Below are 15,892 nucleotides of genomic sequence, written 5' to 3'. Positions count from 1 at the left end.
CTCCGTTATGCTAATTGTGCTTGCGCGTCTAACTTCAGAGATTCTTTCTCAGCTGAAATTGTACGGAAAACGTTATAAGCCATAACTAACATGCCTGTTACGATGAATACACCGCCTACAAAACGCATAATGTAGAAAGGATGCGACGCTTCTAAAGACTGCACAAAGCTGTACATTAATGTACCGTCGGCATTTACCGCACGCCACATAAGACCTTGCATTACACCAGAGATCCACATTGCAACAATGTATAAAACAACGCCTACAGTGTGTAACCAGAAGTGGGTATTAACTAATTTGACGCTATACATACGACCTTGCGCAAATAACGCAGGAATTAAGTGGTAAATAGCACCAATTGAAATCATAGCAACCCAACCTAGTGCACCTGAGTGTACGTGGCCGATTGTCCAATCTGTGTAGTGAGATAACGCATTTACAGATTTAATTGCCATCATAGGGCCTTCGAACGTAGACATACCGTAGAAAGACAATGAAACAACTAAGAAGCGTAGTACTGGATCAGTACGCAGTTTATGCCATGCGCCTGATAGGGTCATAATACCGTTAATCATACCACCCCAAGACGGTACGAATAGGATAATAGACATAACCATACCTAAACTTTGCGTCCAATCAGGAAGCGCAGTGTAGTGAAGGTGGTGAGGACCTGCCCAGATGTATAATGAAATTAATGCCCAAAAGTGAACTACCGATAAACGGTATGAGTAAACTGGGCGACCTGCTTGTTTTGGTACAAAGTAATACATCATACCCAAGAAACCAGCAGTTAATAGGAAACCTACAGCGTTATGACCGTACCACCACTGAACCATAGCATCTACCGCACCTGCGTAGATTGAGTATGATTTAGTTAACGACACAGGCACTGCCATGCTGTTTACAATGTGAAGTACTGCAACAGTAATAATAAAGCCAGCATAGAACCAGTTAGCAACATAAATGTGCGACACTTTACGCTTGATTAAAGTACCAAAGAATACAATAGCGTAAACAATCCAAACCACAGCGATTAAAATATCGATTGGCCATTCAAGTTCTGCGTATTCTTTTGAGCTAGTAATACCAAGTGGTAATGTAATTACTGCTAATACAATAACTAGCTGCCAGCCCCAAAATGAAAAGGCGGCGAGTTTGTCTGAGAAAAGACGCGTTTGGCAAGTACGTTGTACGACGTAATAAGACGTCGCAAACAGTGCACTAGTACCAAATGCGAAAATTACTGCGTTCGTGTGTAACGGACGTAGTCGAGAGTAAGTTAACCATGGTGTATCAAAGTTAAGTGCTGGCCAAGCTAATTGGGCAGCAATCAGAACCCCAATACTCATGCCAACGATGCCCCAAATCACTGTCATAATAGCGAATTGGCGTACAACCTTATAGTTATACTCAGTTTGTGATGCTACTGTTTGGCTCATTTTCTGGCTTCCGCTGCAATAAATGCGTTTAGAAATGAATTACCCACTATTAAAAGTGGGGCCTACTATTTTTCTCAAGCGTGTTACCTAAAACTTTCAATACATGAAAACTTCAGAAAAAAAACTTGAGAAACCCTTATTTTTTGCGGGTGAAATGATAAATTTTTTGGCCTAAAAAAGATAGGTCAATTACATAAAATTATGACATCAATCAAACTTTGTGAGCTTGTTGTTTATTTTTTGATACAGTTTGTGCCTAATTTGGCCTAATAGTAACACTCGCACTTGTTATTTACAGTCACGATTATTAGTATTTGCTTTTCTTTAGTGCGAAATTGTTATGCTTATATATAGGTTAAGTTTATTCACTGTGGTGTTTTTTTTATTAACAGCGTGTGATTTTTCTAAAAATACAGATGAAAAATTTCTTAAAAATGCCCAGTGCGAAGCCAATTTGCCTTGTACTTTTTCAAATGATGTTAAAGTATGGTTAAGCGAGAAAACCCTTTCCCCCGAAACCCCATTTACTATCTTTAGTGACTTACCTGCAAACGTTACAATTGAAGATGCCAAGCTTAAAGGCATCACTATGTACATGGGTTACATTCCCCAAAAATTTAAAAAACATAATGATCTTTGGCAAAGTAATACTATGGTTGGTATTTGTTCAGAGCAAAATATGCTTTGGAATTTAGAACTAACCGTTAAAGATAATGCCACCTCTGTAATACAAACACTCAATTACTCTTTTTACGTAACGTATTAAAGTTGCGACTACAAACTCTTGTATACAGCTTACATTTTTGATGTGAGTTCGTTTTCATATACATACGATTATTTGAGTGACAAGATCAATAAAATTGCCTTTTTAGGTTTTAATACTGACAAAACTTCAATAGTGAATAAGTGCTCTCAAAAAGTTCAACTTTAATTACGACTGAATAAAAAAATCTAATCAAAAAACCTTCCAAAGAGGCTAAATAAGACTATTTAAGCATCAAGTATGCATAAATATGGTTATTAATTAACATTTAGTTTTGCGGTTTTAATAATGTGCTGTGATTAAGTTGTTAATTTGTCTGTTTTTGGTACGTAGCTCAGTTAATTACATTTGATTACAAAGTGAATCACTTTGGTTTCAGGTGTGTTTCTAATGTTTCCTTTCCTTTTCAAGGTATTGTTTTTAAAGTGTATTTATTAATTAACACTGAAACATAATGTAACCTATGTACCTACTATGGTTATTCCATTTTATTTCTTGATATAAATTGAGCTGTCATTAAGTTTTCGTTCAGTTAAAAGCGCCTAAGTTGCCCACCTGACTCACTATTCTAATAAAAAGTGAGCATTACCAATAAAGGTAAATTTCCAACAAGTAGGGTTCTTTCATGAAAAAATCAACTCTTGGTTTAGCTGTAATCGCAGCATTTCCAATGTTCTCAAGTGTGCAAGTTCTTGCTGCTGAAGACTCAGCACAAGCAATCGAAAAAATTCAAGTAACGGGTTCTCGCATTAAGCGCGCAGATATGGAAACCGCTAGCCCAGTTACTATTATCGGTGCTGACGATATTGCTGCTTCAGGCGCAGTATCAGTAGATTCTGTACTACAAAAAATGACCGCTACAGGCGGCGCAATGACAAACCCAGGTATCAATAATGGTTCTGGTGGTAATGCATCAATTGATTTACGTGGTTTAGGTTCACAACGTACTTTAGTACTTGTAAACGGCCGCCGTATGATCAACTCAGGTACAGGCGCAGCTTCTACAGTTGATTTAAATACTATCCCAGTATCTATGATCAAGCATATCGAAGTGCTTAAAGATGGCGCATCTGCTGTTTATGGTACTGATGCTGTTGCGGGTGTTGTAAATATTATCTTAAAAGATAACTTTGAAGGCTTAGACCTTAATGTTAAATCAGCAATCACTACTGAAGGTGATGCAGATGAAACGTCTTTTGATATTACAATGGGTGGTAACTTCGGTCGTGGTAACGTTGTAATCGGTTTGCAGTACACAGACCGTGGCGATGCTTCTCAGGCTGATCGTAGCTTTTCTGATTGTCCATTAACTGAAGATGGCGATGGCAGTGCTCCGTACTGTTCTGGTTCTTCTTATACTCCTAATGGTCATGTTTGGTCAGGTGATGAATCTTTACAAGGTCAAGCTGATAATGGTTGGCACGACTTTGGTACTAGTGATGCTTACAACTATTCGCAATCTAGCTACTTATACACGCCAATGCGTCGTTTAAACCTTACAGGTATTGGTAGTTTTGATTTAACTGATGACACGCGTTTATACTCTGAGTTTACATACTCAAAACGTTGGTCAGAGCAGCAACTAGCACCTCAACCAGTATGGTTCGACTTTGACTACGCTGAGTGGATGGGTGATTCTTTAATCGACCAAAATATTAATTACGGTGATGAAGTTTCTTACGGCCGTCGTATGGTTGACACTGGTACACGTGATTCATCTCAAGTAGTTGATACAGTTCGTTCTGTTATCGGTGCTGCAGGTTATTTAGATAACGGTTTAGAGTGGGATACATCAGTAATTTTTGGTCGTAATGACTCAGTAGATCGCTTAAGCAACCTTCACAATATGGGTTCAATTCAAAGCGAAATTGAAGCTGGTAACTTTAACCCACTTTCACAAGCTTCATGGTCAAGCAGTAGCTTTAGTGATTATGTTTACACTGAGCAAAACTCAGGCGGCAGTCAATTATTTATGATTACAGCTGCGCTTTCTGGTGAGTTAATGGAAGTACCTGCGGGCTTTGTAGGTTTTGCTGCAGGTCTTGAACGCCGTGAAGAAAAAGCGTGGTACACACCAGATTCGATCACTTCACAAGGTCTTGCAAATGATCCACGCGTTGATGCAACAAGCGGTCGTTTTGATGTAAACGAAGCATACCTTGAGCTGGCTATTCCTTTAGTTGCAGATGCTTATCTTGCACAAAATGTAGAATTAAGCGCTGCGATCCGTGCTTTTGATTACAGCACATTTGGTTCTGATGAAACGTGGAAACTTGGTTTAACTTGGCGTGTAAACGACGAATTAATGCTTCGTGGTGTTCGTTCTACAGCTTTCCGTGCTCCTACAGTTGCTGAGCTATACTCAGGTGACTCTCCATCTTATGAGCAAGTTAGCTTCACCGGTGCACAAGATCAGGCTGAAGTAACCGTTGGTGGTAATGACCAGTTAACACCTGAATTAGCTGATACAGTTACCGTTGGTGTAGTTTACGAACCAGAATGGTTTGAAGGTTTCTCAATGACGTTAGATTACTACGACATTGAAATCGAAAACGCTATTGCTACAGTAAACAACCAATACATTGTTGATTCATGTCTTGCAACAGATGGCTCTTTAGCGAATCAATCAACAGCACTTTGTAGTTCAGCAAATATCGATTTTAACCAAAGCACAGGTCGTATCGCGTTTAATAACCAACTACAAAACGTAGGTTATGAGCAAACAAAAGGTTATGACCTAAACTTAAATTACAAATTTGATTTAGCTGGCCTTGCTTGGAATACGTCATTAGATGTTACTTACCTTGACGAGTACACTGTTGATGTTATTGAATCAAGCATTGATTACGCTGGTTTAATTACTTCTGGTATAGGTGGTTATGCTGACGTAAAAGCAAACTTTGAGCTAGATGTTAAAGGTGATGCTTGGTCTGCTAACTACAAAGCACGTTACATTGCAGGAATGGATAGCTACAGCTGTTTAGGTAAAGAATCTACATGTTATGCACCAACAACACCATCTGTTGTTTACCATGATGTGAGCGGTTCTTACTTTATCAGTGACATGGTTTCGTTAACTGCAGGTGTAAATAACTTATTCGATAAGCAACCACCATACTACTCAGGTAACAACGATTCTAATACTGACCCGTACACATATGATGTACTTGGCCGTCGTGTATTTGCTGGTGTAAACGTTAAATTTTAACCAGCACATTAATCTTATTAAGGCTCAGTATTTACTGAGCCTTTTTTATTGAACAAAATAAAGGAGGCAAGTACACTAAAACGATATTTTAGAAGGAGAACTAATTGTTAAAACAAGATGAAAACTTATCTTTTGTCATTGAACCAGAACTAACTCCTCGTTCTGAACAGCGCATAGATCTGTATTTTTCTATCCCTAATGAAATGGGGATCAATCCGCAAACACTTACCGAAGAATCTTACTTTAATAACCACTTTAAATCACACCTAGCGTATAACGCTAACAATATACACTTGCCTTTAGTGCGAAGCCGTTTTGTTAGTAAAAACAAAGGTGAGCAACAAGATTACCGGCAAAACCTTAATTTATTTTGTTACCAAGTACGTTTAGCCCTTGATGCCGATATAAAAGACGCGTTAAAAATTGATGAAGCAGAAGATTTTTATAAACGTGCTAAAGAGGTATATGAGCAAAGCGAAGGGCTTTTAAAAAAGCTGCGTCGCTACACACCAGATGACGAAAAACTACTGCCATTTTTTACCAATGCTGATAACTATTTAAGTTGGCATGTTGAGCAATCTTTTTTAAAGCTTTTAGATGAAGGCCCACGTAGTAGCGATTATGCAAAAGAGCGTAACGATTTACTGCAGTTTTGTAAAAGCGAAAATACGTATCGAGCAGAGAAAAGCTACAACTCTGAAACCACCATGCAAGACGCAAATCGAATAACAAATAAAATGCGCTTGTTACAACGCTTAATTGAGCACGGCGTAATATTACAGCGTCAAACGCGGTTTCTTAACAGCTACCTTAAACGATTAGTTAAAGGCACTGTAACAGCTGTTATCATGGCATTTGTGATGGTTGTTATACTTAATGCTCGCTCAACGTTTACTGAAGTCACCGCGACGCTTATTTTAATTTTAGGAGTTATTTACGGGCTGCGTGAAATATTTAAAGAAGATATTACACGTATGATTTGGCGAGCCATTGTACAAGGGCGACCTAAGTGGCGATTTAGTTTTAAAAATAGTATTACCAAAGACAAAGTAGCGAGTCAGTTAATTTGGCTTGAATACATGCGCTTTAAAAAAATACCTAAAGAAGTGAAATCTATTTTTTCAAAACGTCGTCAACAAAATAAACAAGCTGCGCAGTGGTTACACTTTGCAAGTGAGACACGTGTTAGTGCGAAAGAATTTTTGCCCGGCTACGATACACTACAGCACACGCTACAATTTAATCTTGCACCATTTGCACGTTATTTAAAACGTGGTGAAGGGAAGCTATATCATTTAGACAGTAATAAAATTTCTAAGCAGGCTGTAGAAAGGCGTTATCAATTAAACATGGTACTTGTGCTAACTGAGGAAGATAAAACACTTTATCAACGCTATAAAATAACGTTAAATCGCAGTAAAATCGTTAATATTGAGCTTATCTACTCCAAAAAATGAGTTTAATTAATTTTAAAAGGGGCTGATACAATAAGCCCCTAATATTTGGTCACTTTATTTATTAGCTAAGCCATGTTTGCTATATAAAGTTACTTTGTCTGATACTAGTGTGATCTCGATATTTTTTGCTTCATCGCCCCATACACAGTTAGTATGTAGTGTCTTTTCAACACAGTTATCAGCACTGCCTAAAATAGTTTCAACTTCAGTCTTATCCATGCCTACTTTAATTTTTTCATAGTTTTCAAGACTTACCTTAGAACAAGCCGCAAGGCTTAATGTAGCTGCGATGATAAGGAGTTTTTTCATTATTATATCCTACTTAATATTAATGTTTGAATTTTCTGATCTGGACAATCATGCCCATTCGTGGATGGTCAAAGTAATGTACTTCACCACTAATTACACGTCTAAACTGAGAAAAACGGGCTGACTCTATATCGCCGTTTTCTAGCTTTTGGCTAATATCAAAATTAGCTGTTATGTATAAATAATGTCGTAAATGTATTTTAAATAAACCGTCTAGTTCCCACTCTGCTTTTGGTTGATCTGGGTCGTTAAATAGTGCCGGTTGTGAATTTAATAAACTTACAAAATCAGGGTTTGAATAGCTAGGTGTTACATTGGGTTCACTTTTAAGATGCTTACCCGCTATTAAATGCATGCTTGGGGCGCGTGACTTGCTTGCACCTTCAAAGCGCCAGCCAGTATGTAGAATAGGTGTTAAGCCTTTGCGGTCCAGTTGCCTGTATTGCGCTTTAAATTGCAGCTGTTGCGGCGCTAATAAATAGGTTTGCTGCATATCATCTTTAGCGGGTGCTAAAGGCGTTACAGGTAGCTCATCGTAGCTTTGTAGGTAGTCAATACTGTTGTCACATACACCTGATTGCGGGTTTGAATTAACTAATGAATCAGTAAAAGTGCGTTTTTGAAAACGCTCATCGCCATCTATGCAGGCCTGCATTGCTTGTTCAGTGTAAAGAGGGGTCAGTAAGTCTAGCGTATTTTTATCTTCAATAGCTTTGTGCTTAAGGCTAAAGTCTTCTTGTAAATACGGGGCAGGGCGCTGTTTAAATACAAGCACCTCAACCTCAAACCAGCGTTCTGCAAATGCAGTGCTGCTAAATAAGCAGCATAAAACAATAAGCGATTTTTTTAGCAACATTAATGGCTAACCTTTTTTTCGAAATCTGCAATCATTGCAGTGACCATTTTTAAGCGTTCGCGGGCATTTGCCTCACTAATTGCAAAGCGCAGTTTATTTGCGCCATCCATTTTGTACACCTTAGGTGCACTTTGTATCAAGCCAATGATGAAGCTAGGGTTAACCTTGGTATCTTGGCTAAACTCAAAGTAACCACCTTTTGGGTTTGCCTCAATTTTAGTTATACCTAAACTACTAGCTTTCATTTTTAATAATTGTAGGCTAAATAGGTTTTTAGCAGCATCAGGTAGTAAACCAAAGCGGTCTATTAGTTCCACCTGTAGCTCATCCATATCATCAAGGTTAGCACAACTTGCAATTCGCTTATACATACCCAAGCGTGCATTAACATCGTGTATGTAGTCATCAGGTAATAATGCAGCCAGCTTTAAATCTACTTCGGTTTGTTTTTGAAGTAGGTTTTCAAGCGTTGGCTCTTTACCTTCGCGCAGCGCATTTACGGCTTGTTCGAGCATTTCCATATACAAACTAAAGCCAATGGTTTGCATTTGGCCTGATTGATCATCGCCAAGTAGCTCACCCGCACCACGAATTTCTAAATCGTGTGTAGCGAGGGCAAAACCTGCACCTAAATCCTCTAATGATTCAATTGCTTGTAAGCGTTTACTCGCATCTTTAGAAAGGGCTTTAGGGTCACCTGTTAGTAGGTAGGCATACGCTTGATGGTGGCTTCGACCAACTCGTCCACGTAATTGGTGTAACTGGGCAAGGCCGAGTTTATCTGCTCTGTCCATGATAATGGTATTAGCCGTAGGCACATCAATACCGGTTTCGATAATCGTGGTACATACCAGCACGTTGTATTTTTGATGGTAAAAGTCAGTCATTATTTGCTCAAGCTCTTGCTCGCGCATTTGGCCATGGGCTGTAGTCACACTGGCTTCAGGTACCCATTCACTAATTTCTTGTGCAACACGCTCGATAGTTTCTACGTTGTTATGTAAAAAGTAAACTTGGCCACCGCGTTTAATTTCTCGCAGTACCGCTTCGCGTATTAGTTCTACATCGCGTTGGCGTACAAAGGTTTTTACCGCTAAACGTTTAGCCGGTGGCGTTGCGATTATCGATAAATCGCGCATGCCGCTCATGGCCATGTTGAGTGTACGAGGTATTGGCGTTGCAGTCAGTGTGAGTATGTCTACATCGGCGCGCAGTGCTTTAATTTTCTCTTTTTGGCGAACACCAAAGCGATGCTCTTCATCAACAATTAACAAGCCTAAATCGTTAAATTTAATGTCTTGTTGAATAAGTTTATGCGTGCCAATAACTATATCGAGCTTACCATTGGCCATTTTTTCAAGTGTGTCTTTTTGCTCTTTAGTGGAGTTAAAGCGCGAAAGCACACCTACTTCAATAGGAAAATCAGCAAAACGGTCTTTAAAGTTTTCATAGTGTTGTTGAGCGAGCAAGGTGGTGGGCACTAAAATGGCTACCTGCTTATCATCGTTAACTGCTACAAAAGCAGCGCGCATGGCCACTTCTGTTTTACCAAAGCCTACGTCACCACACACTAAACGATCCATCGCTTGTTTTGATTGCATATCACCTAATACGGCTTCTATGGCGTTGCGCTGATCGTCAGTTTCTTCAAACGGAAAGCTATCGCTAAATTGTCGATATGCGGGGGCATCTAGAGTAAATCTATTACCAGGTTTTGCTTGGCGCTGAGCATAAATGTCGAGTAATTCTGCGGCTACATCGCGAACTTTTTCAGCAGCACGTTTTTTTGCTTTTTCCCATGCATCTGAGCCAAGCTTATGCAGTGGGGCGCTGGCTTCTTCACCGCCAGAGTAACGACTCAGCATATGCAATGCAGATACTGGCACGTACAATTTAGCTTCACTTGCGTAAGTAATCGTAACAAACTCAGTAACTACACCTGCAGCATCAATTGTTTGCAACCCCTGATAACGGCCAACACCGTGATCAAGATGCACAACAGGTTGACCTTCTTTAAGCTCGGCTAAATTACGAATTAGCGCATCTTGGCTGGCTTCGTACTTGTGCTTGCGGCGTCTGCGCTGAGATACTTTTATGCCAAGCAGTTCTTGCTCGGTAATAATAGAAAGGCTTGGTTTAGTGCCAAGTACTACACTTTGCTCGAGCGGGCTTACTATTAAGCCTACGTCACTTGCACTTTTTATAAATTGTTCGAGTGTTTCAAATTCTTTAAATTTTAAACCGCTTGGTTTTAAAATGCTCAGCAATGATTCGCGACGACCGTCCGATTCAACACTGAGTAATATGCGGCCTTTTTTCTTTTTTTGCTCTGCTACATAATTTATAAACGCGCCATAAGGTTCATGCTGTTTATGATCAATTCGAATGGCTGGCAGCTCGCTAACGCTTAAGTTTTTATTACCTGCTTTAGTGCCAAGCTTTGCAAGGGATAATCTAATACGTGCAAAATTGCCTAAATTAGAAAACAGCTCTTCAATTGGCTGATAAAGCGCATTGGGTTCTAGTAATGGACGAAGTGGGTCAACTCTGCGGTTTTCATAGCGTACATTTACATCGTGCCAAAAGTTATCTGCCGCGTGCTCTAAATCACCCAGCTGCATAACGGTTGTTGTATCTGGCAGGTAGTCAAAAATAGTCGCGAGCTTTTCAAAAAACAACGGCATGTAGTATTCAATACCTGCAGGCCAGTTACCTTTGCTTACTTGCATGTATACTGAATCTTGCTGCGAGCTTGCGCCAAATTTTTCACGGTAGCTTATTCTAAAGCGTTCAATATCAGCGTCGTTAGTAGGAAATTCATGCGCTGGAAGTAGCTCAATTTTATCTACTTTTTCATCAGAGCGCTGTGTTTCTACATCAAATAAGCGAATGGTATCGAGTTCGTTATCAAAAAAGTCGAGTCTAAATGGGTGCGGGCTACCCATTGGGTATAAGTCAACGATAGAGCCGCGTATAGCGTATTCGCCGTGCTCCATTACTTGTTGAACATTTAAATAACCGGCTTGCTCTAAATTGTCACGAAAGTTATGAGTGTCTAGTTTGTCGCCTACTTTAAAGTTTATTGTTGAACCGTAAATAAATGAGGCCGGGGCTGTGCGCAACATTAAAGTAGATACAGGCACAATTAACACACTTTGTTGTTCTTTTTTTAAGGTGTTTAAAGTGGCCAAACGGGCTGAAATAATATCTTGATGGGGAGAAAAATGATCGTATGGCAGAGTTTCCCAATCAGGAAATACCATGACTGGGTTATCGGGTAATAAATATTCTAATTCTGTTTCAAGGCGCAGTGCACTTGGTGTATCAGGCGTAACAATTAAGACTAAGTTATCTTGTTGTTTAACGCCTTCAGCAATAGCAATACTTAAACCACTTCCGCTTAGCTGGCCCCATTGAATTTTATCTTTATGAGATTTTACCCAAGGCAAGGCTGCCCATTGCTCAAACGCCATTTATTACTCCATTTATAGTTGGCTCTTAGCAAGTAAGAGCCATCTTGAGTTAAGGTTACTTAGTCTCGGTATATTTTTGTTAGGTCTTTATAGTGATCAATTCGTCTATCACGTAAGAAAGGCCAAATACGTCTTACGTTTTCTGAGCGTTTTTGATCAATTTCTACTACTAAAATTTGCTCATCAGTATTATTAGCCTCTGCTAATAGTTCACCTTGTGGGCCTGCAATAAACGAATTGCCCCAAAACGAAATACCATCGCTTTGCGCACTAGGGTCACTTTCATGGCCAACGCGGTTACAGCTAATTACCGGCACGCCATTGGCAACAGCATGGGCACGCTGGCTAATAACCCACGCATCTTTTTGACGAGTTTGCTCAGCAATGTCGTCGTTAGGATCCCAACCGATAGCGGTTGGGTAAATTAATACCTCAGCGCCAGCCATTGCCATCAAACGTGCAGCTTCAGGAAACCATTGATCCCAACATACTAGCACGCCTAATTTACCCACCGAGGTTTGAATAGGCTCAAAACCGATATCACCTGGGGTAAAGTAAAATTTTTCGTAAAAACCTGGATCATCAGGAATATGCATTTTGCGGTATTTACCTGCAATACTGCCGTCTTGCTCTAATACAACTGCAGTATTGTGATAAAGGCCCGTAGCGCGTTTTTCAAATAAAGACGCGACAATAACAATGCTTAGCTCTTTAGCAAGCTCACCTAAGGCATTACTGCTAGGGCCTGGAATGGTTTCGGCTAAATCAAATACGTCAACATTTTCGGTTTGGCAAAAATAGAGGCTTCGGTGTAGCTCTTGGAGTACAACCAGTTTTGCACCTTTTTGAGCGGCTTCACGAATGGCACTTATTGATTTTGCCATATTGTCCTTTGCGTTATCGGTATTGCTTTGTTGCACTAACGCAACGGTTAATTTTGCAGGGCTTGTCATTGTGCTGCTCCAGCTAAAAATCCACGAGGTAATTGCATTGTAATACAGTGCAGGCTGCCAAATTGTTCAATAATTGGTTGGCAATTTACGCCAATAATAGTGTGTTGTGGGTATGCTTTTTGAACTTGTGCAAGAGCACGTTCATCATTGGCATCATTATACGTTGGCACAAGCACAGCATTATTAATAATTAAGTAGTTAGCGTAGGTAGCCGGTAAGCGTGTTTGCTCATCGTCATAAGCGGCTTTTGGCCACGGTAACTCAATTAAGTTATATGGGGTGTTATCGGCAGTTTTAAAGGTTTTTAGTTGTTTTTCCATCGCATCAAGTGCGCTAAAATGCTCATCAGTTTTATCGTCACACTGCACATATACAAGGGTATTATTTGGTGCAAAACGCACTAAAGTATCAATGTGGCTGTCGGTATCATCGCCCGCTAAATAGCCATGTTCAACCCATAAAAAACTCGTCGCGCCTAAGTGCTCTTTCAAAAGTGCTTCAATATCATTTGGGTTTAAATCAGGGTTACGGTTTTTATTAAGCAAACACTCACTGGTTGTTAGCAACACACCGTGCTCGTTTATTTCAATACCGCCACCTTCAAGTACCATATCGAGCGCTTGATATTGGTTGTTTGTGCTACTTAGCTCTTTTACCAAAGTACGATTAATTTGATTGTCTAATGTGCTTTCAAACTTATTGCCCCAACCATTAAAAGTAAAATCATATACTTTTAATTGTTCTGTTGAATCAATAGCGGCGCAAGTAAGCGGACCATGATCGCGCGCCCAGGTATCGTTAGTAGGCGTTACTACAAAATGAACACGATTAAGAGAGACGTTAGCACTATTTAGTAATGCTGTAATATGCACTTTTAAGGCACTGTTATGCGCCACAATAACAAGCTGTTGCTGCGTTGTTATGTGTTTAGCAAGTTCAATATATACAGGTTCTACACGCGCTAAGTTGTCGGCCCAATCGGTGTCTTTGTGAGGCCATGTAAGCATAACAGCGTCTTGCTCGGCCCATTCTGGTAAAAGTCTAAAGTTCATGAATTTTATATACTAATTAAGATGGCGCTAGTTTAGCATTTTACATAAAGATGTCAGCTAATTATCACTGTTTAGGTCGCCTTGGTTTTGATCAAGTTCTTGACGTTTTTTAAGTTGGCGGGTTTGAGCATGTAAACTCGCTCTAACAATAAGTTCTTGGTCAGTGGTTCTAATTGCGGTAAAGAGCATAGTGTATTGGTAGTGTTCGCTATCTTGTTTTTCTACTGCCACAACTTCGGTGTAACAATAAACCGCAGAGGCCTCGTGGTGCAAAAACAGTTTGGTTCTAAATGCTTGGCCAATTGAGTGTACTTCGGGTGATGTAAAACGAATACCGCCACCGCCGTAGCTATCACATTGTATTGCGTTATCTTGGGCTTGTTCTGAGGCCAAAATATGGCTCATTATTAAATCTATTTTACGTGACTGCGCTTGTAAAAATGTAGCTAGCTCTTGTGCTATATCGCCTAAGTTACGCAGTGGGCGTAACGAGCTTTGCTCAAGCTCACTTACTTCATTTGCTAATCTAAATAGTGGGGGAATGTCGTCTTCAAGCTCAAGCTGCGATTTAGGAACTTGTCCGTTTGATACGGGGAATAAATTTACTCTTATACTTTCATTAATTTGAAAGTACTGTTCAAACTCACCTAATCTTTCACTATTCATTATGTTCTCCACCACGTATTTATTTAATAGTAGCGTTGTGAGTACTAAATTGCTAGCAGATAAAATAACGCATAGCGGTCTAAATGCTTTGTTTACATTCGATTTTTAGCATACTGATTATGAAAATAAATACACTAAGACATATTTAGGGTTAGTTATAAAAAAGCGGCCAATGTCATCCTAACATTGGCCGCTTGGGTATTGATTCATCAGCGTGTACTTATTTAAGTAGAGCGGCTAATTCATGTAAATCTTTCACAACGTGATCTGGTTTTTTAGCTAATGGGTAAAGTGCTTTACCTGGGCGTGCTATAAAAGTGGTTTGTAAGCCAGCTTCTTTTGCACCAGCAACATCCCAACCATGGGCTGCAACCATCATTGCTTCATTTGGTGCTACGTTTAGCTTTTTAAGTACCCACTCATACGCACGTAAGTCTGGTTTGTAAATTTTAATATCTTCAATGCTGTAACGCGCATCAAAGTAAGACATTAAACCAGCGCTTTCAAACTGTGCCTTTACACCTTTGTTTGAAGAGTTTGTAAGGCTTACTAACTTATAGCCCTGTGCTTTGAGTTTTGCCAGTCCTTCTTTAACATCGCTGTGTGGAGGAAGCGTTAAAAGAGGCGTAACAATAGCTGTTTTAGCTTGTTCACTTGTAATATCAATGTTGTTGTTTTGAGCAACCATAAGAAGTGACGCCACACCGATTTGCCCAAAGTCGTGATAACTACCGCTTACTGTATCTACTAAAGAATGATGCAGCATGGTTGAAAACCACAGTGGTAATAAATCTTCACGTCCGCCTAGCGCTTTACCAATAGAGGTACGCATTGACGTTAAATCAAGTAGGGTTTCGTTTACATCAAAAATAAGCACTTTAGGTTTTGCTTGTTCATTTGGTTCATCAGCGACTGCATAACCAGATACAAGGCTTGTGCCCACAAGTAGTGAAAGAGTAAGTGTTTTTAACGATTTTAAAATAGACATTAATTATTCTCCGATTCAAGTGCTGTCATAACATCAATAGGTTCTGCGCGTAGGGTGTAATCTTCGCTTAAAAATGCGTATGTAATTACACCTTCTTGGTTTATCACATAGGTGGCCGGTAGCGGTAATTTAAAGCTTTTATCGCCGTAGTAGTGTTCAAAATCAATACCAAATTGTGTGTATAACGCTTGAATACGCTCATCAAGTGTAAACAATAAACCAAATTGCTCAGCTACTTTATTGCTCACATCGCAAAGCACGTCAAATTCAAGGTCGTTTTTTTGTGCAGTTGAGAGAGTTTCATCAGGTAGTTGTGGTGATATTGCGACTAACTGAGCACTTTGAGTTTTAAATTGTGGTAAGTAGTCGTTAAGTGCTTTTAGCTCTAAATTACAATATGGGCACCAGCCACCACGGTAAAAACTAATAATTACCGGCCCTTTTTTTAGTAAATCTGCAAGCTCAATGTTTTCGCCATTATGGTTGGCTAAGCTAAAGTTTTCTACTTTTTGACCAATTTGCAATGCATTGTCTTTAATATGCTGTGCAATTAGCTCTTCGTTTGTAGTGTTCATTAGTGCCAAAACGTCAGCCGGCAATTTGGCATCCTTTTGTACGTTATAGGCATCTATTTGCGCTTTTAAACTCATGATTGAACCTCAATAATTAGACTATTTGCAATTATAGTGTTTTATATATTTAAATAAACATTGCAATACTGAAAGCTT

General features: G+C 39.5%; 12 protein-coding genes. 3 read left to right on the top strand and 9 right to left on the bottom strand.

Annotation, left to right across the window (positions count from 1 at the left end; all coding sequences use genetic code 11):
- Positions 1–5: 5 nt before the first annotated feature.
- Complete coding sequence (ccoN, locus tag H5092_RS07705; protein WP_002961515.1) at positions 6–1,439, bottom strand: cytochrome-c oxidase, cbb3-type subunit I; 1,434 nt, start codon at positions 1,437–1,439, stop codon at positions 6–8.
- 340 nt (positions 1,440–1,779) lie between these two features.
- Between ccoN and H5092_RS07700 the strand changes: the two genes are divergently transcribed.
- From H5092_RS07700 to H5092_RS07690, 3 genes are all read left to right on the top strand, one after another.
- Complete coding sequence (locus H5092_RS07700) at positions 1,780–2,205, top strand: hypothetical protein (RefSeq protein ID WP_039490088.1); 426 nt, start codon at positions 1,780–1,782, stop codon at positions 2,203–2,205.
- Between the two features lie 622 nt (positions 2,206–2,827).
- Complete coding sequence (locus tag H5092_RS07695; protein ID WP_182671753.1) at positions 2,828–5,410, top strand: TonB-dependent receptor; 2,583 nt, start codon at positions 2,828–2,830, stop codon at positions 5,408–5,410.
- Between the two features lie 104 nt (positions 5,411–5,514).
- A complete protein-coding gene (locus tag H5092_RS07690) occupies positions 5,515–6,867 on the top strand; it encodes a hypothetical protein (RefSeq protein ID WP_182725174.1) in 1,353 nt (450 codons plus the stop codon).
- 54 nt (positions 6,868–6,921) lie between these two features.
- On the opposite strand, the gene H5092_RS07685 is transcribed toward H5092_RS07690, so the two are convergent.
- The 8 genes from H5092_RS07685 to H5092_RS07650 all read right to left on the bottom strand — a co-directional run bounded on the left by H5092_RS07685 (position 6,922) and on the right by H5092_RS07650 (position 15,814).
- Positions 6,922–7,176, bottom strand: a complete 255-nt coding sequence (locus H5092_RS07685; protein WP_024597375.1) for a lipoprotein — start codon at positions 7,174–7,176, stop codon at positions 6,922–6,924.
- 19 nt (positions 7,177–7,195) lie between these two features.
- The gene (locus tag H5092_RS07680) at positions 7,196–8,032 is read right to left on the bottom strand and encodes a peptidoglycan binding protein CsiV (RefSeq protein ID WP_182733250.1); all 837 of its coding nucleotides are present in this window, start codon (positions 8,030–8,032) and stop codon (positions 7,196–7,198) included.
- A complete protein-coding gene (gene mfd, locus H5092_RS07675) occupies positions 8,032–11,505 on the bottom strand; it encodes a transcription-repair coupling factor (RefSeq protein WP_182733249.1) in 3,474 nt (1,157 codons plus the stop codon). Before mfd ends, H5092_RS07680 begins: the two co-directional genes overlap by 1 nt.
- Positions 11,506–11,564: 59 nt before the next feature.
- Positions 11,565–12,458, bottom strand: coding sequence for a carbon-nitrogen hydrolase (locus tag H5092_RS07670; protein ID WP_024597239.1), 894 nt, complete (start codon positions 12,456–12,458; stop codon positions 11,565–11,567).
- Complete coding sequence (locus H5092_RS07665) at positions 12,455–13,510, bottom strand: agmatine/peptidylarginine deiminase (RefSeq protein WP_182695104.1); 1,056 nt, start codon at positions 13,508–13,510, stop codon at positions 12,455–12,457. Before H5092_RS07665 ends, H5092_RS07670 begins: the two co-directional genes overlap by 4 nt.
- 57 nt (positions 13,511–13,567) lie before the next feature.
- The gene (locus tag H5092_RS07660; RefSeq protein WP_002961502.1) at positions 13,568–14,176 is read right to left on the bottom strand and encodes a PilZ domain-containing protein; all 609 of its coding nucleotides are present in this window, start codon (positions 14,174–14,176) and stop codon (positions 13,568–13,570) included.
- Between the two features lie 220 nt (positions 14,177–14,396).
- On the bottom strand, positions 14,397–15,164 hold the full coding sequence (locus H5092_RS07655; RefSeq protein ID WP_182725170.1) for a haloacid dehalogenase type II: 768 nt from the start codon (positions 15,162–15,164) through the stop codon (positions 14,397–14,399).
- Positions 15,164–15,814: a peroxiredoxin-like family protein gene (locus tag H5092_RS07650; RefSeq protein WP_039490073.1), complete on the bottom strand. Its 651-nt coding sequence runs from the start codon at positions 15,812–15,814 to the stop codon at positions 15,164–15,166. Before H5092_RS07650 ends, H5092_RS07655 begins: the two co-directional genes overlap by 1 nt.
- Between the last annotated feature and the right edge of the window lie 78 nt (positions 15,815–15,892).

Origin of the sequence: Pseudoalteromonas sp. SR41-7, from assembly GCF_014163935.1 — a bacterium.
In the GTDB taxonomy this organism is placed as follows: domain Bacteria; phylum Pseudomonadota; class Gammaproteobacteria; order Enterobacterales; family Alteromonadaceae; genus Pseudoalteromonas; species Pseudoalteromonas distincta.
The sequence above is the reverse complement of the archived record's forward strand: the minus strand, read 5'-3'. Positions and strand labels throughout refer to the sequence as shown.

What these genes read in the sequence shown, in the direction of transcription:
- ccoN (WP_002961515.1), bottom strand. Translation starts at nt 1,439, where the DNA reads ATGAGCCAAACAGTAGCATCACAAACTGAGTATAACTATAAGGTTGTA.
- H5092_RS07685 (WP_024597375.1), bottom strand. Translation starts at nt 7,176, where the DNA reads ATGAAAAAACTCCTTATCATCGCAGCTACATTAAGCCTTGCGGCTTGT.
- H5092_RS07660 (WP_002961502.1), bottom strand. Translation starts at nt 14,176, where the DNA reads ATGAATAGTGAAAGATTAGGTGAGTTTGAACAGTACTTTCAAATTAAT.
- mfd (WP_182733249.1), bottom strand. Translation starts at nt 11,505, where the DNA reads ATGGCGTTTGAGCAATGGGCAGCCTTGCCTTGGGTAAAATCTCATAAA.
- H5092_RS07700 (WP_039490088.1), top strand. Translation starts at nt 1,780, where the DNA reads ATGCTTATATATAGGTTAAGTTTATTCACTGTGGTGTTTTTTTTATTA.
- H5092_RS07665 (WP_182695104.1), bottom strand. Translation starts at nt 13,510, where the DNA reads ATGAACTTTAGACTTTTACCAGAATGGGCCGAGCAAGACGCTGTTATG.
- H5092_RS07670 (WP_024597239.1), bottom strand. Translation starts at nt 12,458, where the DNA reads ATGACAAGCCCTGCAAAATTAACCGTTGCGTTAGTGCAACAAAGCAAT.
- H5092_RS07695 (WP_182671753.1), top strand. Translation starts at nt 2,828, where the DNA reads ATGAAAAAATCAACTCTTGGTTTAGCTGTAATCGCAGCATTTCCAATG.
- H5092_RS07650 (WP_039490073.1), bottom strand. Translation starts at nt 15,814, where the DNA reads ATGAGTTTAAAAGCGCAAATAGATGCCTATAACGTACAAAAGGATGCC.
- H5092_RS07655 (WP_182725170.1), bottom strand. Translation starts at nt 15,164, where the DNA reads ATGTCTATTTTAAAATCGTTAAAAACACTTACTCTTTCACTACTTGTG.
- H5092_RS07680 (WP_182733250.1), bottom strand. Translation starts at nt 8,032, where the DNA reads ATGTTGCTAAAAAAATCGCTTATTGTTTTATGCTGCTTATTTAGCAGC.